At 41.8% G+C, this 26,002-nt stretch carries 17 protein-coding genes; 5 read left to right on the top strand and 12 right to left on the bottom strand.

Annotation, left to right across the window (positions count from 1 at the left end; translation table 11 throughout):
- Position 1: 1 nt before the first annotated feature.
- The 4 genes from CD03_RS0105365 to CD03_RS37020 form a co-directional block, all read right to left on the bottom strand.
- On the bottom strand, positions 2-2,353 hold the full coding sequence (locus CD03_RS0105365; RefSeq protein ID WP_027292747.1) for a glycoside hydrolase family 3 N-terminal domain-containing protein: 2,352 nt from the start codon (positions 2,351-2,353) through the stop codon (positions 2-4).
- A gap of 87 nt (positions 2,354-2,440) precedes the next feature.
- Positions 2,441-3,064: a class I SAM-dependent methyltransferase gene (locus CD03_RS0105360; protein ID WP_027292746.1), complete on the bottom strand. Its 624-nt coding sequence runs from the start codon at positions 3,062-3,064 to the stop codon at positions 2,441-2,443.
- A gap of 245 nt (positions 3,065-3,309) precedes the next feature.
- Positions 3,310-3,873, bottom strand: coding sequence for a TetR/AcrR family transcriptional regulator (locus tag CD03_RS0105355; protein ID WP_027292745.1), 564 nt, complete (start codon positions 3,871-3,873; stop codon positions 3,310-3,312).
- Between the two features lie 106 nt (positions 3,874-3,979).
- Positions 3,980-4,504, bottom strand: a complete 525-nt coding sequence (locus tag CD03_RS37020) for a GNAT family N-acetyltransferase (RefSeq protein WP_052377681.1) — start codon at positions 4,502-4,504, stop codon at positions 3,980-3,982.
- 198 nt (positions 4,505-4,702) lie between these two features.
- On the opposite strand from CD03_RS37020, the gene CD03_RS0105345 reads away from it, so the two are divergent.
- Positions 4,703-4,993: a DUF3795 domain-containing protein gene (locus tag CD03_RS0105345; RefSeq protein ID WP_027292743.1), complete on the top strand. Its 291-nt coding sequence runs from the start codon at positions 4,703-4,705 to the stop codon at positions 4,991-4,993.
- Between the two features lie 86 nt (positions 4,994-5,079).
- The gene (locus CD03_RS38800; protein ID WP_255348045.1) at positions 5,080-5,202 is read left to right on the top strand and encodes a hypothetical protein; all 123 of its coding nucleotides are present in this window, start codon (positions 5,080-5,082) and stop codon (positions 5,200-5,202) included.
- 91 nt (positions 5,203-5,293) lie between these two features.
- Here CD03_RS38800 and CD03_RS0105335 read toward each other — a convergent pair whose 3' ends face one another.
- The 6 genes from CD03_RS0105335 to CD03_RS0105310 all read right to left on the bottom strand — a co-directional run bounded on the left by CD03_RS0105335 (position 5,294) and on the right by CD03_RS0105310 (position 13,584).
- Positions 5,294-5,551, bottom strand: coding sequence for a hypothetical protein (locus CD03_RS0105335; protein WP_027292742.1), 258 nt, complete (start codon positions 5,549-5,551; stop codon positions 5,294-5,296).
- Positions 5,552-5,733: 182 nt separating this feature from the next.
- Complete coding sequence (locus CD03_RS0105330) at positions 5,734-7,140, bottom strand: glycoside hydrolase family 1 protein (RefSeq protein WP_027292741.1); 1,407 nt, start codon at positions 7,138-7,140, stop codon at positions 5,734-5,736.
- Positions 7,141-7,156: 16 nt separating this feature from the next.
- On the bottom strand, positions 7,157-8,437 hold the full coding sequence (locus CD03_RS0105325; protein WP_242849046.1) for an apiosidase-like domain-containing protein: 1,281 nt from the start codon (positions 8,435-8,437) through the stop codon (positions 7,157-7,159).
- Positions 8,424-10,313: a beta-glucoside-specific PTS transporter subunit IIABC gene (locus CD03_RS32525; RefSeq protein WP_052377680.1), complete on the bottom strand. Its 1,890-nt coding sequence runs from the start codon at positions 10,311-10,313 to the stop codon at positions 8,424-8,426. Before CD03_RS32525 ends, CD03_RS0105325 begins: the two co-directional genes overlap by 14 nt.
- Before the next feature lie 384 nt (positions 10,314-10,697).
- Positions 10,698-11,744: a LacI family DNA-binding transcriptional regulator gene (locus tag CD03_RS0105315; RefSeq protein ID WP_027292739.1), complete on the bottom strand. Its 1,047-nt coding sequence runs from the start codon at positions 11,742-11,744 to the stop codon at positions 10,698-10,700.
- Positions 11,745-11,829: 85 nt separating this feature from the next.
- Positions 11,830-13,584, bottom strand: coding sequence for a S8 family peptidase (locus CD03_RS0105310; protein WP_027292738.1), 1,755 nt, complete (start codon positions 13,582-13,584; stop codon positions 11,830-11,832).
- A 192-nt stretch (positions 13,585-13,776) separates the two neighbouring features.
- Here CD03_RS0105310 and CD03_RS0105305 point away from each other — a divergent pair, with 192 nt between their 5' ends.
- On the top strand, positions 13,777-16,497 hold the full coding sequence (locus CD03_RS0105305; protein ID WP_027292737.1) for a YfhO family protein: 2,721 nt from the start codon (positions 13,777-13,779) through the stop codon (positions 16,495-16,497).
- A 173-nt stretch (positions 16,498-16,670) separates the two neighbouring features.
- Here the strand turns inward: CD03_RS0105305 and CD03_RS0105300 are convergent, their stop codons facing one another.
- On the bottom strand, positions 16,671-17,570 hold the full coding sequence (locus tag CD03_RS0105300; protein WP_027292736.1) for an AraC family transcriptional regulator: 900 nt from the start codon (positions 17,568-17,570) through the stop codon (positions 16,671-16,673).
- Between the two features lie 203 nt (positions 17,571-17,773).
- Between CD03_RS0105300 and CD03_RS0105295 the strand changes: the two genes are divergently transcribed.
- Both CD03_RS0105295 and CD03_RS32520 read left to right on the top strand, forming a co-directional pair.
- On the top strand, positions 17,774-18,397 hold the full coding sequence (locus tag CD03_RS0105295) for a sugar O-acetyltransferase (protein WP_027292735.1): 624 nt from the start codon (positions 17,774-17,776) through the stop codon (positions 18,395-18,397).
- A gap of 10 nt (positions 18,398-18,407) precedes the next feature.
- Entirely contained in the window at positions 18,408-19,826 is a 1,419-nt protein-coding gene (locus CD03_RS32520) for an MATE family efflux transporter (protein ID WP_044288922.1), read from the top strand.
- Between the two features lie 86 nt (positions 19,827-19,912).
- On the opposite strand, the gene CD03_RS35815 is transcribed toward CD03_RS32520, so the two are convergent.
- Positions 19,913-26,002, bottom strand: a complete 6,090-nt coding sequence (locus CD03_RS35815) for a family 78 glycoside hydrolase catalytic domain (RefSeq protein WP_052377679.1) — start codon at positions 26,000-26,002, stop codon at positions 19,913-19,915.

Here is a 26,002-nt window from a genome sequence, read left to right as displayed (position 1 = left end):
ACTACACCTGCTTTCTAACAATTACCTGATTTTCAAATACCCGGTCTGCTTTACACTTATTCCCTGTCAGGATGATATTGTCTCTGAACCGGATATCATTGGAGGCTGCCCCCACCATAACCTCGATTGTTCCCGGCTCCAGCACATAATCCATATTGATATCATAAAATCCCATCTGCGCCGATTTAATGGTAAATTCCAGCACCTTACTTTCACCGGGCTTCAATGTGATTCTCTTATATGCTTTCAGTTCCTGTACCGGTCTGGTGACACTGGCAGCCACATCCCGTATATAAAGCTGTACTACTTCATCACCTTCCCGGTCTCCGATGTTGGTGATCTTAACGGAGGCTTCCAGACTGCCTCCTACCGCTATTTCCTTTTTTTCTATTTTGAAATCTTCAAAACGGAAATCTGTATAACTCAGTCCATAGCCAAAAGCATACAGAGGGGAAGCGCTGACGTCATCGTAATTTCCTCTCCAGTGGGAACGCCCGCCGGATTTTTTATGCATATAGTACACCGGAATCTGCCCGGAGGTCCGTGGTACGGATACCGGCAGTTTGCCGCCCGGGTTCCTGTCTCCGAATAGAATTTCAGCTACGGCTTTACCTCCCTCTTCCCCAGGGAACCACGCTTCCAGAATTGCCGGAATATGCTCTTCTTCCCAGGTAATCGAATAGGGGCGCCCGTTGCTCAGCACCAGAACTACCGGTACCCCGGTGGCTGCAATGGCGCGTACCAGTTCTCCCTGTACTCCCGGAAGACTTAATTCTGCCCGGTCCACCGATTCTCCCACCGTACATTCCAGAGTGATTCCAGCCAGATCGCCCAAAAACAACAGTACGGTGTCAGCCTGTCTGGCAGCATTTACCGCTTCTGTAAATCCATCTCTGGAAGTCCCTTTTATCTCACATCCTTTTGCATAGATAATCTCCGTATCCGAAGACACCGCTTTTTTGATTGCCTCAAGGTAACTCTCCATCTGCACGATATTCCCGGACATTTCAATATTCTCCGGTATGGGCTGATTCATGGCATTCCCCTGGCTCTCATGCAGCTCCAGCAGACCTTCGATCTGTCCCTGATAGGTGTAGTCCCCGATCATATGCCGGATATTGTCTGCAGAAGGACCGATGACAGCCAGTTTTTTGATATCCTTTGATAAAGGCAGAAGCCGGTTCTCGTTTTTCAGTAAAACAACGGACTTTCTTGCCGCTTCCAGGGCAAGCTGACGATCCTCAGGCGTATCAAACTGCTCCAATGTCTTCTCCGCTTCCACATATGGATGTTCAAATAATCCCAGACGGAATTTAAATGTCAGGACTTTTCTTACACTGGTCCGGATCAGTTCCATGGAAATATCTCCCTTTTCTACCGCGCGCTTTAAAGGTCCCCCAAAGCAGTCCACATTGGGAAGTTCTACATCCATGCCTGCTTCCAGCGCCATTTTTGCTGCTTCTTCTTTATCCGCTGCCATATTGTGATAATCAAAGATCTGGTTAATGGCAAAATAATCAGAAACTACAATGCCCTCAAATCCCCACTCTTCTTTCAGGATATCGTTCAGCAGCTTCTTCGAAGCACCGCAGGGTACGCCGTCAATCTCATGATATCCATTCATAATGGATGCCAGATTTCCTTCCTTTACCGCCATCTCAAATGGTGTCAGGTATACTTCCCGCAGCTCCCGCTCCGGCAGATGAACCGGCGCCCAGTTCATACCGCCTTCCGATGCGCCGTAGCCTACAAAATGCTTCCCGGTTGCCAGAACTCCCTGCTCTTTCAAATCACCCTGGATTCCCTTTACATAGGCTGTGCCCATAGTCCCCACCACATAGGGATCTTCCCCATAGGTCTCTTCCATACGTCCCCAGCGCGGATCCCTTGCAACGTCTAACAGCGGCGCAAGGGCCTGATGTGCTCCTGCAGCCCTCATCTGTCTGCCAATCACCTTGCCTATCTGTTCACTCAGCTCCGGATCAAAAGAAGATGCCACTCCTATGGTCTGTGGAAATGTAGTAGCGCCGATTGCCGTAAAGCCGCTGCAAGCCTCCTCATGAATCATCGCTGGTATCCCCAGCCTGGTTTCTTCCACCAGATATTTCTGAATCTGATTTGCCATCCTGGCTGCCTCATCCGGTTTCAGGCTGCTGCCGCCGCAGACTCTAGTAATCTGTCCAATCCCATCATGCAGATATCTTTGTGCTTTCTCCTGAGACAGGTTCTTCCCGTCATCTAACTGGTAGATCCAGTAAGATCCAAGCTGCGCAGCCATCTCATCCAGTGTCATCCGCCCCATCAGATCCTCTACCCTTTCCTCTATGGAAAGAGAATCATTTTTATATTTCATACCTAATCCTCCTCGTATCTTTTGGGGAAATTATAGCATGGAGGAATTTGTAATTTAATTCACTGTATTTCGATTTCTTGCAATTTGTTATGTTTCAGGTGTCGCCGAAAACATAAATGTCTTATAATTTATCTTCTTCCAATCTTTAATCTGAAAACCATACCTTTGGAATAATGGAATAATTTCCTTCTTATGCCAGATCTTTGCCTCCCCGGAATGACTGTATTTCATAAGACAGTTCAGCATATTGGTAAAGATTTTCCCCGGCAGAGTCGGATCCCCCAATATGACCGTTCCGTCAGGCTTTAAAACTCTTTTCATCTCTGCAACTGCTTTCTCTGCTCTGGGATAGTGATGGAAGGAAGCATTACAGATAATCAGATCAAAGGTATGATCCTCATATGGAAGATTTTCTGCATCCCCTACACACAGTTCCACTTCATTTCCAAAACGTTTCTTTGTCTCCTCTATCATTTTTTCTGAGATATCCAGTCCGTAGTACTTTGCAGATATCCGGCTTTTCAGCAAATGTATGACATTTCCATTTCCACACCCCAAATCCAGTACACTGTCAGGCTTCAAAGCTGCCGCCCTCTCCACAATCTCCTGATACATGCAATATACAAATTTTCCGTCATGACTTTGATCATAATCCTCCGCGGTACTGTTAAAATATTGTTTTGTTAATTCCTTACTGCTTTCTTTACGCATAAATTTCTCCTTTCCTGAAACTGATTTTTTTTGCATTTGTGCAGATTCTAAGCACATTGATTAATATTCATTGACTTGCATTCATTGAAATATGTTCATTGACTTTCGTTCAATCACAAGGTATTTGTTTGCCCTGCCAAACTTGGCAGGGCTGATTATACTTAGTATCAATAGCTGTTTGCTTATTCTGTACGACGTAGCAATAGAAACATGAATGTCATATTCTAAATGTCTAAAATCTTGTTCTAATCTAATATTTTTTTAAATATCTTCCTGATAAACGCAATTCTCTTTTCAACCGGTACACTTTCCTCATTCATAACCGAAGACTGTCCATTCCACAAAAAATGTGCTAACAGACCGGTATCTTCTGCCTGGATTTCCTTACGCTTAGCCAGACACGCTATGTAATTCTGCATAAACGGAAAGATCTCTTTTGACATGTACAATTCCAGCTGCTTATGAAATAGTTCATTTCCTTCTTTGTTAAAAAATTCTTTGTATTTATAACCGTGTTCCTGGCTGATAGAGATTTTCTCCATGGCATCCAGACATTCATCTAATGGTAATTCAGTCTGTTGAAAAATGGAAATGAATGCACTGCTGCATTCCTTTGCATATTGTGTCACGGCTGTTTTATAAAGTTCCTGCTTATTTTGAAAATAGTGGTAGCACAAACCTGCCACAACATTTGCTTCTCTTGCTATATCCTTCATTGTTGCGGCTTCATATCCCTTTTCAGCAAATACTTTCATAGCCACATCTATGATCTCCTGTTTTCTTACTTCCGGTTCTTTTGATATGCGCATATTATCACCTCGAAAATCATTCTACCATATGATTGAATATGAGTCAATCAGAAATTCAGGAACCGAATAATTTTTGAGGTAAATCTACTATTTGGTAATGCACATATTATACTGCATCACTAAAAAAATATGCCTGGATTTCTTCAAATTCCTCCACATCAGCAGTATACCCCTGCCGGTGAAGCAATTCATAATGAACTCCCATCACCTCTAAAAACTGACTATCATCCGCAAGATTATTCCTGAGATAAAATTGTTTCCGCCTGATTCTCTGTTCATTATTTTCTGCGTTTTCATCTAACTCTTCAACAAGCAGCATAATATTATGATCATGAAACTTCTCCATAAAATTCTCAATGATTAATTTACCATATCCTTTTGACTGATACTTAGAATCAATTGCAATATAAAAGACATAGATTGTTTCTTTGAACCCGGTATAAAACGTAAACCCCGCTAAATCACCTTTATCGAAAAGTCCCAGAAAGTAACCTTTCCCCTCTTTAGCTTTGGCAGTTAATAGTTTAAAATCAATACGTTCCTCTTTGGGAAACGATTTTAAATAAAGATTTTCTATTTTTTCCAGTTCGTGTTGTTGACTTGTGTCAATAGATATAATTTGAATGCTCATATTTATTCTCCTTAACTTCTTTAGCCCAATCATTATAATACCATAAGCATTCCCTTGCAAGGAAAATACCGCTTTATTTAACCGGAACGGGCTGCTGCCAAAAAACATTTTCAAACACGCTCTGGTATATTTTAAAAGAATCATTTATACTGGAATCAATTAACAGCCAAATATGTTTAAATTTTCAGGAGGATACCAATGGAAAAAATATTCAGCTGCTGCGGTGTGATCTGCTCTGACTGCACTTCGTACCCGGAAACCTGCAAAGGATGTCCCAAGGAAAAGGGCAAAGCCTACTGGTTGGAATATACCGGAGAGGATGTCTGCAGTATCTATCAATGCTGTGTAAATGAAAAGAAGCACGCCCATTGCGGCAAGTGCACCAAGCTGCCCTGTGAACATTTTGATGGAGATGATCCTACAAAGTCTCCGGAAGAAAATGCACAAGATCATCTCAGACAATTAGAGAATCTCAAACAATGGAGTTAAAGGGTGTTTGAAACTTGTTCTAGAGAGTAGAATTTTAGATTATATTGGGGTTTAGCTGAGTAAGGGACGCTTTGTAGATGTAGGTAGTGTACGGAAAGATGGGTGTGGGAAACTGGCATGGGCTCCGTCAGCTGGCCGCAGAACTGGTATTTTCTAACCTTTCCGAAGCGCTTTTTGGCGGCACGCGGGTATTCACCGAGAAATCCTGATGCATTTCTCGGTTCAGTACCCGCTTAGTATCCGATGGGAGCCAGTCGAATACTATCCACCAAAAAACACTCCGGAAAGGTAAGTAAATACTCAGCTCTGCTCTACGCTTCCTCCGCCCATACCAGTTTCCCACACCCATCTTTCCGAGATAGCATTTGTTGATACAAAGCTGGTTTTCTCAGCAGGTTGGAACCCCTGGGCTGTGGCAGGCTGTTCTTTATTGGATGCTGCGTAGTATATTTCGGCTGTTTGCGTAAAAGAAGATGAAAGTTTGCTCCTTTTTCTGGTTACAGAATGAAAAACAAATTCGTTCTCAAGATCAGTTGCTTTATGCCAAACGCCTGCCATGGTCCGCCCCCTTCTCTTTCCGCGCACTACTTCAATCTACAAAGCGTCCCCTTACTCATCTAAACCCCAATATATTAATCTTACAGGAAGTCTCAGTTTCAAGTTATGCTCATATCATAGTCTGGATAGTGAGCCATAAGCCACCAATTAAACTGTTCGCTGTAGTATGGATAAAGTAAATTTCACAATATCCTCCCATTACTTTGGATTACTTTCTTATACCAATAAAAACTCTTTTTCTTATATCTGTCCAGTGTCCCGCTTCCATCATCGTTCCGGTCCACATAGATAAAACCGTAACGTTTTTTCAATTCTGCGGTGGAAGCGCTGACAAGGTCAATGCATCCCCAGGTTGTATAGCCCAGAACCTCCACACCGTCTTCGATTGCTTCACGAAGCTGCACCAGATGGTCATGCAGGTATTGAATTCGATAATCGTCTTCCACAGTCTTATTCCCATGCTCATCTTCAATGAGTAAATCCACTGCACCCAGTCCATTTTCTACAACAAACAGGGGCTTTTGATAACGGTCATAGAACATATTCAGCACATAGCGCAGCCCTTTCGGATCAATCTGCCATCCCCACTGGGATGCCTCTAAAGTAGGATTCGGTACCCCACCCAGCAAATTGCCGTTGCCCTTTTTCTGTTTCTCTTTATCGGCTGTGGCACAGACACTCATATAGTAACTAAACGATACAAAATCTACGGTATGTTTCAGGATTTCTTCATCTTCCGGCTCAAAGTGGATCTGAATATTCTGTTCTCTGAAATATCGCTTCATATATCCGGGATAGGTTCCTCTTACATGAACATCTCCAAAAAAGTAGTTTTTGTGTTCCTCTTCCATTAACTGTATCATATCATCCGGCGATGGGGTTAAAGGATACATCGGCATACTTAAAATCATGCATCCGATCTTTGCCTCCGGCATTATCTCATGTGCTATTTTCGTTGCCAGGGCACTGGCAACCAGCTCATGGTGCGCCGCCTGATAAAGCTCCTGTTCCGTCAGTTTTTCTGCCGGTGTATGGATGCCGCCGCTCATAAATGGGGCATGAAGCACAGAATTAATCTCATTAAATGTAAGCCAGTATTTTACCTTACTCCCAAACCGTTCAAACAGGGTTCTGACATAACGCTCATAAAATTGGATCAGCTTCCTGTCTGCCCATCCGTTATAATGTTCCGCCAGATACAATGGCGTCTCATAATGAGATATGGTAACGAGTGGTTCCATTCCGTATTTATGGCATTCGTCAAATAGACGATCATAAAATTGCAGTCCTTTTTCGTTAGGCTCTTCTTCATCACCATTTGGAAATATCCGGCTCCAGGCAATCGAGGTTCGAAATACCTGAAACCCCATTTCCGCAAACAGCCTGATATCTTCCTGATAACGGTGATAAAAATCAATTCCAATTAATTTTTTGTTATCCTCTGTTGGAACTGCCGTTCTGTCCCCCCGGATTCCCCGGGGCAGGACATCCTGAATGGACAATCCCTTACCGTCTTCTTTATAAGCTCCTTCACATTGGTTAGCGGCAACTGCCCCTCCCCAAAGAAAATTTTTTGGAAATTCACACATACTTACACCTCCTGTGCTATTTCTTTTCCAGTATCAGCAATACATCTTTATGGAACGGATGCATGGATATGACAGTGCTGCCATCCTTTATATTCATCTCCGCGCACGCCACATATCTGGTTTCCAGATCGAAAGCTTTTGCTCTGTAACCTCTGAGTTCCATTCCGAGAACCACTTTTGTATTATAAGGCAGATAAATCAGATAGCAATCTTCTGCTGCCGCCATACGGATGTCCGGTGAAGGATTTTCCAGGCAGGTATTTTGCGGAATCAGCTCCTGTATCCCATACTCCTCCAGTTTAAACCGGATAAATCCGTAATCCCACGCCCCAGGAAATTTAATAGCCTCCTGCCAGGGCAGCGGTTCATCAAAACCTTCACCCAGAACCGGATTTTTCGGGCAGTTTACCTTCTGCCAGTTCCAGATACCATGGGCCCCGTAAGTTACTCCTGCACAGGCACCGGATAAAACGCTGCTCCATGCTGCTTTTCGGATATCCACTGCCTCAAACCGCCCGTATTCCTGCCTGCTAAATCCCATCTGTTCATAACAGGGTTCTGCATTTATCATAGGTTTCTTCGGATATTTTTCCCGGAAACGTTCCGGAAGCACATAGGCCATCTGCTGCTCCCTGGCATTATGACCGGACTGAAACATATAAAAGTCAATCTTATCCAGAAATTCTTCCGGTATCACATCATATCCCCTTTTGATATGCATGGTTTTCAGGGAATCCGGGCTGTTTTCACAGAGGATCTTCAGGGCTGTTCCATAATATGCTTTTGCCTCCGGGGTATCAAAATCCGTATCCCCGCTTACTACATAAATAGGTTCAAAATCATCAAATTCTGAAATCACTTTTTTGGCATAGTCTTCCACAAATTCTGCTGGCATTACATTCATATCCAGCATTCTGCTTCCCCATGTACCAGGTACATAATTCAGCCACAGTACGACCAGGGCAAGCTGGAATCCCTGATCCACCGCCATGCGGCACATCTTTTTTGCCCGTTCATAATAATCCTGATTCCACTTTGAAAAGTCAAATTTATGTCCGTCTTTGGTTGGAAACGGATACAAACCGATATCCGATATACAACGGTCCCACTGAGGCAGGGTATTGATCTGAAGCACGGTAAAGCCCTGTGCCTTTCTAATGCTCAGGTAATACTCCCATTCTTCCAGGCTTACGTTGGTAAAAGCACTCCAGATCGTATCGCCCAGGTAAAAGAACGGCTTTCCATTCAATATAAAATTACTTCCATTCTGATGAATCTTTACCCTACTCAATTTCATTACCCCGCATTTTCAACATGATTACAGGATCTCCTGCTTTTACCATTCCTTCACCGGCTGATTTTACTTCTGAATATTCCTCTGTATTAGTGATAATGACTGGAGTAGTGGTATCATATCCGGCTCTCTTAATCACTTCCAGGTCGGCTTCCATCAGGAGATCTCCGGCTTTTATCCTCTGCCCCTCAGAAACATGTACGGTAAATCCTGCTCCATTTAATTTCACGGTGTCCATTCCCACATGAATCAGGACTTCTGCCCCTTCTGCTGATGTAATGCCTACAGCATGTCCGGTAGGGAACAAAGCGCTTACCACACCATCACATGGCGCACAGATTTTACCGTCCCGGGGAACAATTGCAATCCCTTTCCCGAGTGCTTCAGCTGCGAAAGCTTCGTCTTTAACTTCGGAGAGCAGAATAACTTTTCCATTTACAGGGGATTTAATCTCTGCTTCCTGCTTGCCGCTGATAACTGTCCCTGCGTCTTCCGCTATAGAATTTTTGTCCGGCTCCAGTATCATATTGTCCTGGAATCCAAATAAATACGTTACAATCGCAGAACCAAAATATGCGATGGCGCAAGCGATACAAAATCCAGCAAAGCCTTTACCAATATATCCCGGCAGTGTCAGAATACTGGTGGATAACAGCGTGGGGGCTCCTGCTCCGCTGGCTGCCACAATTGCTCCTGCAATTCCGGAAAATACGGCTCCAATAAAAAATGGTTTTTTATATTTTAATGTTATACCGTAAATTGCCGGCTCTGTAACACCGGCAAGTACAGCTGATAATGCTGCAGATCCGGAAAGCGATTTTAACTCTTTATTCTTTGTCTTTAAAAATACACCTAAAGTTGCACCTGCCTGTGCCATATTATTCGGTCCTGTTATGGTAAATAAAGTATCCCGTCCATATTCTGCTATATTATTAAATACAATTGGAGCAAATCCCCAATGGAGTCCAAACATAACCACTGCCGGCCATAGCAGCCCCAGCACAAATCCTGCAATGATCGGACTGAAGCCAACCATGCCTGTATAACCAGATGCCAGGAGATTCCCTGCAAAATCAGCAACCGGGCCAATTACCAGATACGTGATCGGTACCATAATAACCAGGCTGAGTAAGGGTGTCATAAACCGTTTACAAATTTCAGGGAGAATATGTTTCAGTCCCTTTTCTAATTTAGATAATACATAAATAGAGATGATAATTGGAATAACGGAAGAAGTATAACTTACCAATACCACAGGTATATTCATAAAAGTCAGGGCCTCTCCTGCAGAATAAGCCGCCGTAATATCCGGATATACCAGTGCTGCCGCAATACCTACGGATACATATTGGTCTGCGTGAAATTTCTTAGCAGCAGTAAACGCCAGAAATACAGGTAAAAATGTAAATACTCCATCTGCGGCTGCATACAAAATGCGGTAAGTTCCCATATCTGCCGTCAGCCAGCCCAGTGTAGTACACAAGATCAGGATTCCCTTTAGCATACCTGCTCCGCACATAGCTGCCAGAATCGGTGCAAAGATTCCGGAGACCGTTTCCATGAACAGATTCAGAATGTTTTTCTTTCCCCTGTTCTCCACTTCTTCCGCTTCATCCTGTGCCTTAATTTTCGTATTTTTCAGAATTGCCTCGTATACATCTGCAACCTGGTTTCCGATTACAACCTGTATCTGCCCTCCGCTGTCAATGACCTTAATGACGCCTTCCAGCTGACCCAGTCTTTTTTTATCTACCCTGCTGCCATCCTTCACTTTAAAACGAAGACGCGTTGCACAATGAAATAAAGAAATTACATTTTCAGACCCGCCTACAAAGGTCTCTATCTTTTTTGACAAATCATCATAATTTTTCTTTGCCATGATCTCTCCTCCTAAAATCAACTGCATGAATTGTTTCTTTAAGATGCGCGCCAGAGCATGTTTTAAAATGCTCAAATCTTATTTGTCTGAATTTTAGCATTTCTCAATTCCACATACAATCCCCTCTGGATTTTTCTATCTATATGCTAATTTTCTCCCAAAAACGAACAGATATTTTAAAAAATTTGTAAAAAAACAACATGCTTTTAAATTTTCTTTAAAAGCATGTTGTTGCTATAATAAACCGTACAGCATTGTTAGAAAGTAATTATAAAACATTAAATAGAGGTTTCGTTGAGAAAGGGATGCTTTGTAGCCGGGGGAGTGTACGTAAAGATGGGGCGTGGCGGAATTACTTTGCAGAATTGAATTATCAAACAGGCTTTAGGAATAAATATACTTAGTTTTATCGAAAACACTGTCCCCTTCCAGAATTCTGGTTTTATAATAGATTCTGACAGTCTCTTCTTCCGCTTCTTCCATATGACGCAGCAGGTGCTTGACTGCCGCCAGATGGCGCTTTGTATGCGTTCCTTTTATAAGCGTCAGATTAATTCCGAGAAGACTAACCGGAGGCAGTGCATCGAATCCCACCAGGGAAACATCCCTTGGAATCCGGATCTGCCTCTCCAGAAGTGCTTTGCTGACTCCCAGTGAAATCACCGAACTCTCCAAAATAAAAGCCGTAGTACGAAAGATTCCTTCATCCAGGTATTTGACCATGGACTCATAAACATCAGCAACTGTATTCCCCAGGTGCCTGATCCGGTTGCACGCATCCCCGCATTCCCGCTTTGCCATCTCCAGGATAAATGCTTCCCGCCGTTCTACAAAATTAAAGATATCGATATTCTCAGCTAAATAAACAATATGGCTATGCCCTTTATCAACCAGATAATCCACACCCCGTCGGATTCCCTCCCGGTTGTCTACCAGATAGCTGTCCAATCCCTGGTCATAGAACAGATTATCCCCCACAACAATGGGAATCTTCATTTGGAGAAATGGATAAATATCACTCTGCAGCATTTCAGCAGCCATAATATATATTCCCCTGACATTTTTATCCTTACATTTCTTTATCAGGTTTTCCAGATTTTCTTTTTTTTCATGAAAAGTCATGTGCAGAAACTGATATCCGTTCCGATTGACAACACGCTCCAGCTCCTCCATAAAAATTTCTCCGCTTTTACTGGTGCTGCGTTCAAGAATCACCCCATGTTTGACGTAATTAAGCATCAGCACCATCCCTTTATCCACCGCGCATCCACTCAGTCTTTCTTCTTTATACAGCATCTGCATCCGGTCTGCATATTCCAGTATTTTCTTTTTGGTTTCCTCATTTACACCCGGCCGGTCATTTAATGCCAGGGAAACCGTTGCCGGGGATACTTTCAGTGCTTTTGCAATGTCTTTGGCTTTTAAACGCATTCCTACTCCTTTTACCTATATTTATCTGTTGTTTTGTCCATTGTATCATAATTCCATTAAATATCCTATCGCTAACTGTTTCCAATCATTCCCTCAGCCTGAGTATTGACTGGTATAAATTCAACACTCCCATTCCCCACTCTCTGTTGGGATAAATATAAGCCGGATTCCGATCGGCTCCCCGTAACAGATAAGTCTTGATGGAAGCAGAATTCATACTGAGATTATGTCCCTGCACAATTCCCCACGACATCAAAACTGCAGCTGCACCTGCCACATGGGCTGCCGCAATTGAGCTACCCGACTGATATGTCATGGGAATTCCAGACTCTGACAGGACACCGGATATCCCCGGACCATATACGTCCACCCCGGGAGCCACCAGATTGGGTTTCAAAAAGTTAACCCTGTTAAATCCATAACCTGTATGAATATAAAGGCTGCCGTCCCTGTGATTATAAGCACCAACCGTTATGCTGCTGTACGTATTTCCCGGCTCGGTAATTGTGGTAAATGGATCAGGATTCAAAAAAACCGTATGTTCTGTAATAAACCCAGTTATTGGAAGCCACATATGATAACTGCCTGTAATATAAAGAGAATTATATACCCGAATCCTCCATATCCCATGAGTCGGCGACACAAAACGCATCATAATAAACTGGCTCCCGGATCCCTGCTCCGAAATTCCATAATGAACGGAAATCTGTGTATTTTCTAATGTGAAGGTAACCAGAGTATCATTTTCTGAATCTAGCGGCAGCCTTTGAATGACCTGTCCTCCGGGTGATACAAATCCTACGGTATAAAGTTCAGGAGTGGATGCCCAAAGCTCCATTACGAATCCTTTTTCATCCGGCCCCACAAGCAATTCAACATCTTCGTACTCCATATTCGATGTTATATTTCCAAGAAAATGATGATGTCTTCCCACTTCATTCCCGGTTGCTACCACAGAAGCAAATCCCGTGATCAGATTTGTCCTCCTGAGCAGAAGCCCAAGCGGTGATGATCCTTCATGGCTTCCAAGATTAGTTCCAAGCCCAATACAGATAACCAGAGGCATTCTATAGCGTGCCGATACAAGAGCCAAATACTTTATCCCCATCATAATATCATTTTCCTGATATGCCACAGCAGAATCCTGAATGCAGTAAAAATCACGTAAATATTTTTTAGATTCTTTCAATTTTACAACTGCAATATTGCATTCAGGCGCTACTCCGATAAAATCAGAATTTTCCGATTCCGAACCGGCTGCTATGCCTGCAATAAAAGTTCCATGTCCGTTTTCATCTATACTTGGAACAACAGACAGAGGCTGTTCCGAAGCCAGTGCCAGATTAATCTGTTCGTTGGTATATTCTGTTCCATAAATAATTGTATCATTTACCGTAAATCCCGGTATTCCAGGTGGCAGCTCATTAGTTCCATTTTCAGACGGCAGATTCTGATCCCAAATACCTAAAATACGGGACCTTCCATCCACATGCCTAAATAATGGATTCCGGTAATCAATGCCCGTATCAATAAAACCTATAATGGTGCCCTGCCCCCGCAGGTTCAAAACAGGCTGATTAATTGTTTCAATAATACCGGAAGCTTCCAGACTTGATGTGTCTAGTAGCGTATAAAGTTTCGGGATGGAAAAATATTTATATTTGTGCGTGGTAATTGGGACTGCATCTTCCATAGGAACATACAGGATAGAAAACTGACTGTCCGCATAATCTGCACATGCCCCCGTATTATCCTTAAGGACACCGTCTAAATCATAGGTGTTGTTTGATATAATAAAATCAGCAAATTCCTCTGATGCTACATTTTTCTGGCACTCCATGTAATTCTCCCGTACTGCTTTTCTTAAAATCTATGCTGAACTAGATGGAAACATACTAACCTTCCCAGAGCGCTTTTTGGCGGCACGCAGTCCAAAAATCTGTATACTTCACTGGTTAATTATGGTATTATTTTATTAATAAAAGATCCCGTTTACAAAAATCAGAAAGGTTTTATAAATATGCTATCTTCGATGAAAAAGAACGTCACAAAAAGTAAAGATGATTTTGGTATTCCCTATTACGCATTATACAGTATTTTATTTTTAATGATCGGCGGCATATGTTTTTTCTGCCTGTTTTCTCAGAATAAATCTCTGGTCTCTAATGGAGATGCCCTTAATCAGCATTTTTCTGCCCTTGGCTACTATGGAAAGTATTTACGGGGAATCCTAAGAACATTTTTTGAAACGGGAAATCTGTCTATCCCCCTATGGGATTCTAAGCTGGGATTTGGTGCAGACGTAATCACTACTCTAAATTATTATGTAATCGGAGATCCCCTTACGCTGCTTTCGGCGCTTGTTCCAGCTTCTAAAACAGAGTATTTATATGGATTTTTAATTATTCTGCGGCTCTATCTCTCAGGTTTGGGATTTTTATTATACTGCCGTGTTATGAAAAAAGATAGGCTCTCATCTATTTGCGGAGCATTTGTCTACACTTTTTCTGCATATGCACTGTATGCTTCCACAACACACCCTTTTTTCGCTAATTCTATGATATACCTGCCTTTCCTGTTAATAGGAATCGAAAAAATTTTTCAAAATAAAACACCTTATCTCTTTATAATCATGGTCTTTATTTCAGCACTCAGCAATTTTTACTTTTTCTACGTTTTAAGTATTTTAATTTTCATATATGCAGTGGTTCGCTTTTTTGATTATTACAAAGAACGCAGGGGACACCATTTTTTATTATGTCTGGGACGCTTCAGTGGTTTTTACTTTTCAGGTGTTCTGCTCTCCGGCATCTTATTACTGCCCGGTATCCTGGCTGCATTATCTACCAGGCGCTTCAACATGGACAATGCAGTACCGTTGTTCTATCAATATAGTTACTACAAAAAGCTTCTGTTTGGTATTTTTACAGGTCAGGGTGCCGGGAACTGGACTTTCATTGGCTGCTCCATTATAACCTTTCCTGCGCTTGTCATTTTATTAATGCAGAGAAAAAAATACCGGAACCTGAAAGTCTGCTACCTGATCCTGACAGGATTTCTGTTAATACCTTACATTGGACATATTTTTAATGTTTTCTCCTATTCCATAAACCGTTGGAGTTATGCATATTGTTTTATGATGGCATTTATCCTGGTGTGTATGATACCTGAGTTTTTACATATAACAAAGAAAAAATTCATACTGTTAACATGCATCACTGTCTGTTATCTCATACTCTGCAATACCATTGGAAGAAACACCGGGGACAGTTTTCTTAAATTTGGAACTTTACTGGTACTAACAGTTCTGGCTCTGCCACTGATATCTTTTCTATATAAGAATCAGTCTATCAGACCTCGTCTGCGCGAGCCAATAACATATTTATCAATTCTCATATTGATTACCGCAGGAATTGCATGTTATGGATTTGACCAATTTTATTCGGAACACCCGGACGAAAGCAGATTCCACAACAGAGATGCAGCCTATTCCGTCATTGTGAATGAACCGCTCAGCACGCTAAATCAGTTAAATGATCCTGATTTCTTCCGCTATGAACTTATGGGACAGGCTTCGAATATCTCCCGTACTAACTCCGCCCTGCTAAACGGCTTAAATGGTATGGATTTTTATTATAGTATAGCAGATGAAAATGTGAGCAAATTTCTGTTTGAAGTATCAGGGTCCTTTCGCAGTACTAACTGCTATCGCGGATTGGACAATCGCATTATTCTGGATTCCCTTGCAAATGTGAAATATCAGGTTACCGACAACACAACAAAAGAAAATCCATTTTACGGCTATGCATTGCTTCAAACACCTCAAGCCGGGACCTCGGCCTGCCAAATATACCAGAATCAGAATATGCTGCCCTTTGGATATACTTATGACAGTTATCTCCCCAGAGCGGATTATGAATCGCTTAGCCCTACACAAAAACAGGCGGCGATGCTTCAGGCTGCTGTTCTGGATTCAGATACCGGTAATCTCAAAAAAGCGGAAGTTCAATATACCGATTTGAAAGTGCCATACAAAATAAAATCCTCTAAAAATGTAACTTATGAAAACGGGAGCTTTTATGTAAAAAAACCTTCTGCATCGGTAACATTTGTTTTTAATGGAATTCCGGACTCTGAAAATTACCTTATCTTCCAGAATCTCCAATATAAAGGAGAAACTCAGAGCAAAAGTAAAAGTACAGAAACATCTGCCGAGATCACTGCTGCAGCAAACGATATTACGAAAAGCCTGACCGTGTTGACTCCGGAATACCGCTGGTATGAAGGCCGAAACAACTATCTCTTAAACTTTGCTTACAGCAGCAGCCCCTTGAAAGAGATCACGATTACATTTCAGCGTAAAGGTTCCTATACCTTTGATGATATCATTGTCAACTGCCAGCCAATGGATCATTATATTTCGCAGATAAACCTTTTGAAACAGGATTATCTTAAAAATACGGTATTTTCGCCTAACCGGATCAAGGGATCTATTCATTTGGATTCCTCCAGGCTCTTATGTATGACCATCCCTTATTCCAAGGGCTGGAGCGCCTATGTGAATGGCAATAAAACAGAACTTTACAGAGTAAATACTATTTATTCCGGAATTTTACTGGATGCAGGTGAGCATAAAGTGGAACTGAAGTATTTTACTCCCGGCTTGGGGGCAGGCATATTTTGTTCTCTGCTGGGCATCATTTCCTTTATAGTTATTATACGATACCGGAAATTTCAGAACAGGAGATCCTAGTGCCTCCCGGCGTAAATACGCCACTATATAGCACCCGCTATCCGCGCCAGCTGCACGTCTGTGAATCTAGTCGTAGCCCGCTACGCCGTCGATTCACAGACGCACACCTGACACAGATATCAGGCACTATATATCGACGTATTTACACCGGGAGGCACTAGTGCCAGGCGGCACTAGGTCCAGTCATTTTTCCTGTATTTTTCCGGTGAGATTCCATTCTGTTTGCGAAATGCCTTACAGTAGTAGCTTGCGTCATGGAAACCACAGGCGTACGCTATTTCTGTAATAGATTGGGTTTCCTGTTTTAACAATTTCTTGCTTTGATTGATCCGGAATTCCAGAAGATAGCCAAAGGGTGTCATATTCAGGATTCGATGGAAAAGCCTGTTACAGCTGCTCTTGCTGATATTCGCGGCATTTGCCATATCTTCCAGGGTAATTGATTCCGTATAATGTTTTTTAATATACAGCATGATTTTCATAATGCTGTAATTGGAGGAATCTACCGGTGAAGATGATGCAGTACAAAGCCCCGGAATGTTTTGTATCATATCAATAAATATCTGCTGTAATGAATGCTGTACTAAAAATTCTCTTTCAAAACCATTGGAAGCTGCCGCCTGATTCAGTTTGTGTATATGTGACAGACAGATCATTTCCCATGAAGTGGATTGATTGAAAATATGATATGGAACACAGCCATTTTGCATAAGCGGAATAATATATTTGGCCGCTATTAAACTTTGCATGGTTTCTGAAATAAATTCCGGTGCAAAAGTATAGCTGTAATAAACCGGATTTTCATTCTGGGCAGGTTTTACCTGATGCAGAACCTTGGAGTTAATAAAAACTGCTTCTCCAGGGCCCATCTCAAAAGTATCAGAACTTACCGAAAAATGAAAATGACCGGATTCAACATAGGTTAATTCAAAATCATTATGCCAATGCCAGGGGACGATACCCATATCCAGATTAAGGGTAAGACCGGTGGATATCAGAATGGGATATATAGAGGTTCCATGTTCTTCTAACTGCTTCAATGTGTGATCCGTTTTTATAATAGGTGTTTCCATTTACATATTCCTTTCGCACTATGCCTGATCTGGCTTTACTAGTGAGCCTATTCGGGAGCTTTCTGACAATATATTTATAAAAAATGACATTATCACTATATAAACAAATAAATATTAGTAATATAATACCATAAGGTCCGTAAAAGGAACAGCATAAAATAATATGAAAAAATAATACAAAACAGTGTAAGGAGGATATACGAATGGATAATATTGAAAGAAGAGATCGGGAAATGCCGTATATTTCAGATGATGCGGTATTTGAGGAACAAAAAATAACCAGAAAACTTTTACAGGAATTTAATTTTATGGATCGGTCAGATTTTGACGGTCTTGGTAAATTAGTAAAACAGATACTTGGAAAATCCGGAGAGGGCACTTTTATTAATCCACCTTTTTATTGTGATTATGGAAGCCATATTGAAGTAGGTGACAATTTTTTTGCTAATTATAATTGCAGCATTATCGATGTGGCTAAAGTGACGATAGGTAATAATGTAATGTTAGCGCCAAATGTTGCAATTTACACAGCTGGACATCCGATTCACCCTGATTCCAGAAATTCCGCGTATGAATACGGAATAAAGGTAACCATTGGCAGTAATGTCTGGATTGGCGGAAATGTTGTAATCAATCCCGGAGTGACCATTGGGGATAATGTAGTAATCGGAGCAGGAAGTGTAGTTACCAGAGATATTCCCGCTAATGTAGTAGCTGTTGGAAATCCCTGCAGAGTAATGAAACAGATTACGGAAAATGACCGCAAATATTATTATAAAGATAGAGAATTCGATGAGGAAGCATGGGCAAATATCTCCGGAAAGTGATTAAGGTAAGATGAAAAATTTAAAAAGTATGATCCCTGCAAAAGGGGGATTTTATGGTAATCTCTTAGCCCTTGTGTTTCCGATTGCATTCCAGAATCTAATGACCGCTGCCGTGAGTGCGGCGGACGTTGTTATGGTAGGGGTTGTAAGCCAGACTGCGCTGTCTGCAGTCTCCCTGGCGAGCCAGGTTCAATTTGTCCTCAGCCTGTTTTATGCAGGTCTTACCATAGGGACTACAATTCTTGCCGCCCAGTATTGGGGTAAAGGTGATAAGTCCGTGGTGGAACAAGTTCTTGGGATTTCTATTAAATTATCACTTGTCATCTCAGTCCTGTTTGCCGTTGGAGCGATTTTTTTCACCGGACAGCTGATGATGATTTTTACATCTGATCCCGAACTGATAGCTACGGGGATTCCTTACTTAAGAATCGTGGGAATTTCTTATCTGTTTACCAGTGTTTCCCAGATATATCTCTGCATTATGAAAAATACCGGCAAGGCATTGTTAAGTACTATTATCAGTTCCACTGCTATGATTTTAAATATTTTATTAAATGCAGTATTTGTATTTGGCCTTTTCGGCGCTCCTAAATTAGGTGTAGCGGGCGTGGCTATTGCAACAACTATTTCCCGGGCAGTGGAACTAATCTGGTGTATCGCAGAATCCCTCAAAGAAAATAATATTCACATTCGAATCAAATATATTATAAAAAATAATTGGGAACTGTTTAAAGATTTTATGCACTATTCTACACCTGTATTAGGAAATGAACTGGTATGGGGTTGTGGGTTCACCATGTATTCCGTTATTATGGGACATCTTGGAAGTGATGCTGTAGCGGCAAATTCCATTGCCAATATCGTTAAAAACCTAGCAATCTCTCTTTGCATCGGTGTCAGCAGCGGAGGTGCAATTCTACTTGGAATCGAGTTAGGAAAAAGAGATTTAAAACTGGCTAAACTATATGCTGCCAGGCTTTGTAAACTTTCCCTGATTACCGGTGTGATCGGCGGAGGCATTATACTTGCCGCCAGACCCTTTATCCTGGATTTTGCATCTTTATCTGATCTGGCAAGAGGATACTTAAGTACGATGCTGTATATCTGTTCCTATTACGTTATTGGGAAGTCAATCAATTCTACTATTATCGCGGGGATCTTCTGTGCCGGAGGGGATACTAAATTTGGCTTTATCTGCGATACCATTGATATGTGGCTGTTTGCGGTCCCTTTGGGACTTTTATGTGCATTCATTTTCAACCTGCCGGTTGGCTGGGTATACTTTATCATCAGTATGGATGAACTTGTAAAGCTGCCATTCGTATACCGGCATTATAAGAAATACCTCTGGCTTAAGAATATTACACGGGAGTTTGACAACATTAATCCTGATGGAGACTTAGCAGCAATTAAAAAAAAGGCGGTATAGCGCATCATGCTATACCGTCTGTTTTTTTATCTTCTGTTATATATCTTCTGTATTTGAACTACTTTTGAACTACTTTTGAACTACTTTTAAACTACTTCTACTTTTACTTTTGTGCTCTTTCCATTGCTGGTTTTAATTGTGATTACGGCTTTTCCTTTTTTCTTAGCCACTATTTTTCCTTTCTTATTTACTGAAACAAATCTACTGGCAGAAGTTGTATAGGTAATTTTATCCGTTGCCGTAATTGGTGACCTGGAGATCTTCAATTGGTAACTCTTCCCTTTTTTCAATGTAACTTTCTTCTTATCTGCAGTAATCTTATTCGTTTTTACAGCGCTTTTTACAACTTTTATTCTGCAGACCGCTTTTGCACCTTTTACGGTTGTAACTATAATACTGGTATTTCCAGCTTTTTTTGCAGTAATTTTGCCTGATTTCGTTACCGTCGCAATTTTTTTATTTTTACTTGTCCAGCTTTTGATTTTATCTCCTGACAGGAGTCCCGATGCTTTCAACGCTTTTGTGCTCTTCTTTAATTGCAGTTTTATAGAAGATGCGTTTAATTTAACTCTTGGTTTTACTACTTTTATAGAACAGGAACCGGATACGTTACTTCCATCTGCCGCTGTGGCGATGATCCTTACCGTTCCATCTTTTTTAGCTGTGACTTTTCCCTGGTTATCAACAGTTGCGACTTTTGTATCCGATGAAGTCCAATTAAGGTTCTTATTCGTGGCATTTTCCGGAAGTAACACCGCTCTTACCGTAGTTTTCTCTTTAATAAAGATCCGGTTAGCTGATGCAGTAACGGAAATGCGACTAACCTTTACATCGGACGGCGGCACTGCTTTTAATGTTACAGTGGCTGTCCCAAATTTATCAGGATCTACCGCTGATGCAGCCCGAACCGTTAACAGTGCTGCTGTTTCATCTATTCCCACTGTCAGTACACCATCCTTGGAAATTGTGGTAGCCGCACTGTAATTTCCGGTAACGGACCATGTTACTGTCTGCTGAGGTTCATTTTTACCAATTACAGATGCCGTAAATTTCTGTGCGCTTCCTCTTTCCAGTACTGTTGACCCCGGAGATACTTTTACACTTTCTACAACCGGTTCTCTGTCTGCTGCTATCAGGTCTTTCATTGCCTGATTCAGAGCCTGGGCAACAGTGTCCACGGTTTCCTGATCTGCAGTTTCATCACTAAGTATTCTTTGTGCTTCTTCTAATGCATCCTGGAAATTTTTCCAGCTTGATTCCGTATAATCAGCCTGCTTACCCTCATAAGTTTTAGCATCTTCGATTGCTTTTTCCAGAGCAGCTCTATCAATTACCGGTTTGTTATCCCGGTTATAGATCCCCATTTCAGCCAGCTGCAGGAAATAATAATCTCTGTCCGCTGCTGCCGGATCGCCTAATTTTGTTACATGCAGTCTGACATACCTTGCATTTACGGATTCAAAAGTGAATACGGAAGGCTTACCAACTGCCGCTTCATAATCCGTATTGGTTACAATTGTATCGTATTGCGTTTCATTTTCTTTGCGTACTTCAAATGAAAAATCTTTCGGGAAATTCGGTGCCCCTCCGTTGATACTGAGGGTATCTGACCTTGGATAGAGCTGGATACGATTGAAGTCCGTATCTTCCCCTAAATCAATTTCTACCCAATAATCCACGTCCGGTGACTGACCTTGCATCGTAGTATAGCCCAAGCTTTGGGATTCACTGGTTAAAATACCATCTACGAGATTTGCATGTGACCATGCATCGATATCCCAACCTGTTTCATTACTGGTGACCGGCTGCTGTTCCGCCAGGTTTTCACTGCCAATCCATGCAAATTCTGCTGTTAATGTCATATTGCCCTGAGGTGTAACTGTAATCTGTGAGCTCTTAGCAGATTCATCTCCACTCCAACCCACACAGGCGTAATCTACATCATTAACCGGTACCGCTTTGATTGTAACAGCTTTTCCCTTTTCCACTTTAATTCCGGAAGGCATTACCTGCATCTCACTGCCATCCACACTTATGAGACAAGGAATTGTTGTATCTGCATTTTTCAGTGTGATATTACAGTATTCAGCCACACCTGTACTAAAGTGGTACGAGCCGGAAACTGCTTCAAACACAGCTTTATTATCTTTTGTTTCTATGTAGGATAAGCCATCTTTTTCTGCCGTCACTTCTGTATATGATTTTCCATTTACCGTAACTGTTTCACCATCCTCTACCGGAATAGAAATGGTTGCAGTTGTATTTGCAGGTACTACCGCATCATAATTAAATTTGGCATCCTGATAGCTCCAGTTGCTGACAATGCTGCCGTATGCCGAATCATATGTGCAATCCACTTTCTGAATAGACTGATCCGGTGATGGCTGAAGAATAATATGCTTGAATCCCGGATTCTGGGTGTCATACATAATTCCTGCCATGTAGCCATACATCCATTCTGCAACTGCCCCATAAGCATAGTGGTTAAATGAGTTCATGCTGACCGGACCAAATCCGTCTTCAATTGTATAAGAATTCCATCGTTCCCATACAGTAGTAGCTCCCTGATCAACTGAATACAGCCAGGATGGATTACCATGCTGAAGCAGCAGCTGATAAGCCACATCGGTTGCTCCGATATCTGATAATGTCTGCATGATAATTGCGGTCCCTAAAAATCCAGTCTGCAGTTTATTGCCATTGCGTTTGATATTATCTAATAGCGCCTGTTTTACTACCGCTTTAGAATTTTCATCCGGCAGTAAATCCATTTTTAATGCCATCAGACATGCCGTTTGTTCTGTACGCTTCAGACTGCCGTCTTCCTGTACAAACATTTCCTGGAAAAATGCTTTTTCTTCTTCATAAAGTGCCTGATACCGCTCTGCATCCTCTGTTTTTCCCAATACCGCAGCCATTTCTGACATCATTGCGGCATCCCAGGCATAATAGGCGATACCAAACAGATTTTGTACTTCATCGTCATTACTTTCATATGCTAACCAGTCACCGTGATTATGGCCTCCGCCCATCTTATTCGTGGATGCCATAAAAATATCCATGAAGTCCTGCATGTTACTATAATTTTCTTCAATGACTGTGGCATCCCCGTACATTTTATAAAGGTTATAGGGTATGATAATACCGGCATCTCCCCATCCAAGCTGTCCGATCTCGCCATATCCGTTGTAAGGTGCAGTATCCGGATAAGCCCCATTGTATTCGCCCTCAGTTACCTGGGAATCATTCATATCATCCATATATTTTCTGAGGAATCCCTTGGAATCTCCGTTATATGCAGCAGCAGTTGAGAATACCTGAGTATCTGCCGTCCACCCTTTCCGCTCATCACGCTGCGGGCAGTCGGTAGGCACTGAGAGATAATTGCTATACTGTCCCCACAAAATATTGCTGATCAACTGATTTACATCGTCATCAGAAGTGGAGATCATTCCAGTATCATCTGCCACGGAACTCACCACAATACCTTTCATTCCATGAATCGTCACATCCTGCGTTGTTGTAACTTCCACATACCGGAAACCATAAAAACTGGAGGTGGAATGATAGCTTTCAATTCCCTCACCATTCATGATATAGCGTCCCGCCGCCTTTGCCGACCGGAGATTGGCTGTATAGATGCTGCCTTGTGCGCCATCATTTCCACGGGATTTCAGTCCGTTATTATCATTGAGCATTTCGCTGTGACGCATGGTCAGGATCGTACCCTTTCTGCCTTCAGCCTGTATCTCATCCCAGCCTGCAAAATTCTGTCCCATATCAAATACTGCTGTCTCTCCTGCTTTCAGAACAAAAGCGGATACCGGAGCATAAGTTCCTGTTATATTGATCCTTCCGAACTGATTTTCATTTGCATCCACAGCACCATCATATACTACCGCAGATTGTGCAGTAAGTTCAAGATCATTACGAACGCGTACAGACGGCCCATCCTGCGGGCAGATGATACCATTAAATTCTTTATTCAGATCCGCATATGTCCACTTTGAATCATCATAGCCGGTCTGCCGGAATGACAAGTCTGCATTCGCATCATAGGTTTCACCATTATAAATATCACCATACAGGATAGGTCCCTGAAGCGCAGTCTTCCAACTTCTGTCTGTTCCGATCACTCTGGTCGAACCATCTCCATAAGTCAGCAGCAGCTGAGCACGGAATGCCTCTTCTTTGCCATAAAAACCTGCAACCTGTCCGGACCACCACCCTGAGGTTACATGTGCTGATATCACACTGGTTTCTTCTCCATTTACCATTTGTGTAACATCATAAGTATGGTAAATTGTTCGTTTGGAGTGATGGTTATAACCTGGTTTTAGTTCGTCATAAATCACAGATCCATCATCCTGCCTGGTTCCAACACGTTCCCCATTGATGAATACGTCATATACACCCAATCCGGCAGTATACAGTTTTGCAGATACCAGATTATCACCAGGCGTTACTTCCTTACGAAAAGTGGAAATCCCCTGAGGCGGCAGAAGAATACCCACGCCCTTTGTTACAAATTTGCCATCCTCTACCGCACCGGTAAGAAATGGGTTTTCATTTTCAAAATCATAGTCATATACAATATCTCCGCTGATATTATCCGTATAATCTACTAATCTAAAATTATCTACTGTTCCGTTTTCCTCAAGATCTGCACGAAATCCCAGATGTGCAATTTGAGGAGCAATTCCTATTGAGTTCTGATCGCTCAGTTCACCAATAGAAAAAGTATCTATTAACTGTTCATTTATGTAAGTTTTTATTTCTTCTTCCGTTACATCAATCTTAATATGTGCGGAATTGGTCTTAAATTCCTCTGCTGAACCTAAATATGAAGTGACATCTTTATTATGACTGCTGTATGTAGCAAAGCTGCCATCCTTCCAGGTATGGGGTTTGAATAAAACCTTTCCCGGCTGATCTTTTGTATTTAACTGAAACATGTAGAAGTTAGATGTATCTGTCGCATTAAATAATAAACTTACCGCATCCGTATGGCAGGTAATATCCGCCTCTACGGAATAATGCACTTTTTCTACTGTTTCTTCCTCTGTTTTCTCAAGCGCAATTGTTTCTACTCCTGTATATTTTGTATTCAGCCTGCCATTTTCAACGGCACCGTCATCAAAAGGATTATAACCATCCTCAAAATCATATTTTTTCAATACAATTCCGTCCGGATCTACAGAATAATCAGTCAGTGTAATATTGTCCATCCACCCTGCTTCATCTTCCATTGAATGAGAGCGGAAGCCCAAACGCCCTATGGTTCCGTTTAATCCAATTCCTCCCAGGTCAGATGCCGGAATCTCCTCAATTAAATGATCATTCAGATAAGTGGATATGGATTCATTAGTGGCAACAACTTTTACGTGCTGAACATCCGTATCTTTTCCGTTTATATACTGTGACACATTCATTTGCCGAATCGTATGGAAATTACCCGCCTTCCTGTAATGTGGTTTAAATTCCATATACCCGTTTTTATTATTAAACTGCCATAACAGAAAATTATTATTGTCTGTAGCTTCCAACAGAAGGCTGACGCTGGTAGTTACAATCTGAATATCGGCTTCCACAACATAATTCGTCTCTCCTGCTGTGGATGTTGGCGGTTCCGTAGAATTTCCTACCTGTATCCACTGGGACTGGTTCCATCCTTCATTTCCCAACAATCCCATTTCAAAGCTGGCTGCATCTGACTGTATTTCATTTCCGTCTTTATCCCATACTACCACCTTCCAATAGTAGGTTGTTGATGCTTCTAAAGGATTGCCTGCATATTTGATTCCCACTGATATGTCACTCAATATCTTTTGAGAGTCCCAGTATACATCAGCAAATTCCACATCCTTTGCCACTATAATCTGATATGCTGTCTGGCACTGTCCCATTGCAGTTGAGTTCATTTTCCAGCTAAAAACCGGATTAGCTGTATCAATCCCAACTGGATTCACCAGGTCATCTGTTTTTAAATCATATATCGTAGTATCCTGGGTATCGTCAGCAAAGCTGCTGGTATCTTCTTCACCCACCATGCTGATTTCTGCTGCAAATACAGGTGCTTCGAGAGATACAACACTCATTACAACAGCTAACAGCAGCGCTAAACTTTGTTTTCTTTTCTTCCAAAACCGATTACAAATACTTTCTCTCCATTTCAT

The sequence above is a fragment of the Robinsoniella sp. KNHs210 genome, assembly GCF_000686105.1.
GTDB lineage: Bacteria > Bacillota > Clostridia > Lachnospirales > Lachnospiraceae > Robinsoniella > Robinsoniella peoriensis.
This window is presented reverse-complemented; position numbering and strand designations above follow the sequence as displayed.

Bases quoted from the DNA above. Each gene is read 5' to 3' on its own strand.
- CD03_RS0105365 (WP_027292747.1), bottom strand. From the start codon at position 2,353: ATGAAATATAAAAATGATTCTCTTTCCATAGAGGAAAGGGTAGAGGAT.
- CD03_RS0105360 (WP_027292746.1), bottom strand. From the start codon at position 3,064: ATGCGTAAAGAAAGCAGTAAGGAATTAACAAAACAATATTTTAACAGT.
- CD03_RS0105355 (WP_027292745.1), bottom strand. From the start codon at position 3,873: ATGCGCATATCAAAAGAACCGGAAGTAAGAAAACAGGAGATCATAGAT.
- CD03_RS37020 (WP_052377681.1), bottom strand. From the start codon at position 4,504: ATGAGCATTCAAATTATATCTATTGACACAAGTCAACAACACGAACTG.
- CD03_RS0105345 (WP_027292743.1), top strand. From the start codon at position 4,703: ATGGAAAAAATATTCAGCTGCTGCGGTGTGATCTGCTCTGACTGCACT.
- CD03_RS0105335 (WP_027292742.1), bottom strand. From the start codon at position 5,551: ATGGCAGGCGTTTGGCATAAAGCAACTGATCTTGAGAACGAATTTGTT.
- CD03_RS0105330 (WP_027292741.1), bottom strand. From the start codon at position 7,140: ATGTGTGAATTTCCAAAAAATTTTCTTTGGGGAGGGGCAGTTGCCGCT.
- CD03_RS0105325 (WP_242849046.1), bottom strand. From the start codon at position 8,437: ATGAAATTGAGTAGGGTAAAGATTCATCAGAATGGAAGTAATTTTATA.
- CD03_RS32525 (WP_052377680.1), bottom strand. From the start codon at position 10,313: ATGGCAAAGAAAAATTATGATGATTTGTCAAAAAAGATAGAGACCTTT.
- CD03_RS0105315 (WP_027292739.1), bottom strand. From the start codon at position 11,744: ATGCGTTTAAAAGCCAAAGACATTGCAAAAGCACTGAAAGTATCCCCG.
- CD03_RS0105310 (WP_027292738.1), bottom strand. From the start codon at position 13,584: ATGGAGTGCCAGAAAAATGTAGCATCAGAGGAATTTGCTGATTTTATT.
- CD03_RS0105305 (WP_027292737.1), top strand. From the start codon at position 13,777: ATGAAAAAGAACGTCACAAAAAGTAAAGATGATTTTGGTATTCCCTAT.
- CD03_RS0105300 (WP_027292736.1), bottom strand. From the start codon at position 17,570: ATGGAAACACCTATTATAAAAACGGATCACACATTGAAGCAGTTAGAA.
- CD03_RS0105295 (WP_027292735.1), top strand. From the start codon at position 17,774: ATGGATAATATTGAAAGAAGAGATCGGGAAATGCCGTATATTTCAGAT.
- CD03_RS32520 (WP_044288922.1), top strand. From the start codon at position 18,408: ATGAAAAATTTAAAAAGTATGATCCCTGCAAAAGGGGGATTTTATGGT.
- CD03_RS35815 (WP_052377679.1), bottom strand. From the start codon at position 26,002: ATGAAATGGAGAGAAAGTATTTGTAATCGGTTTTGGAAGAAAAGAAAA.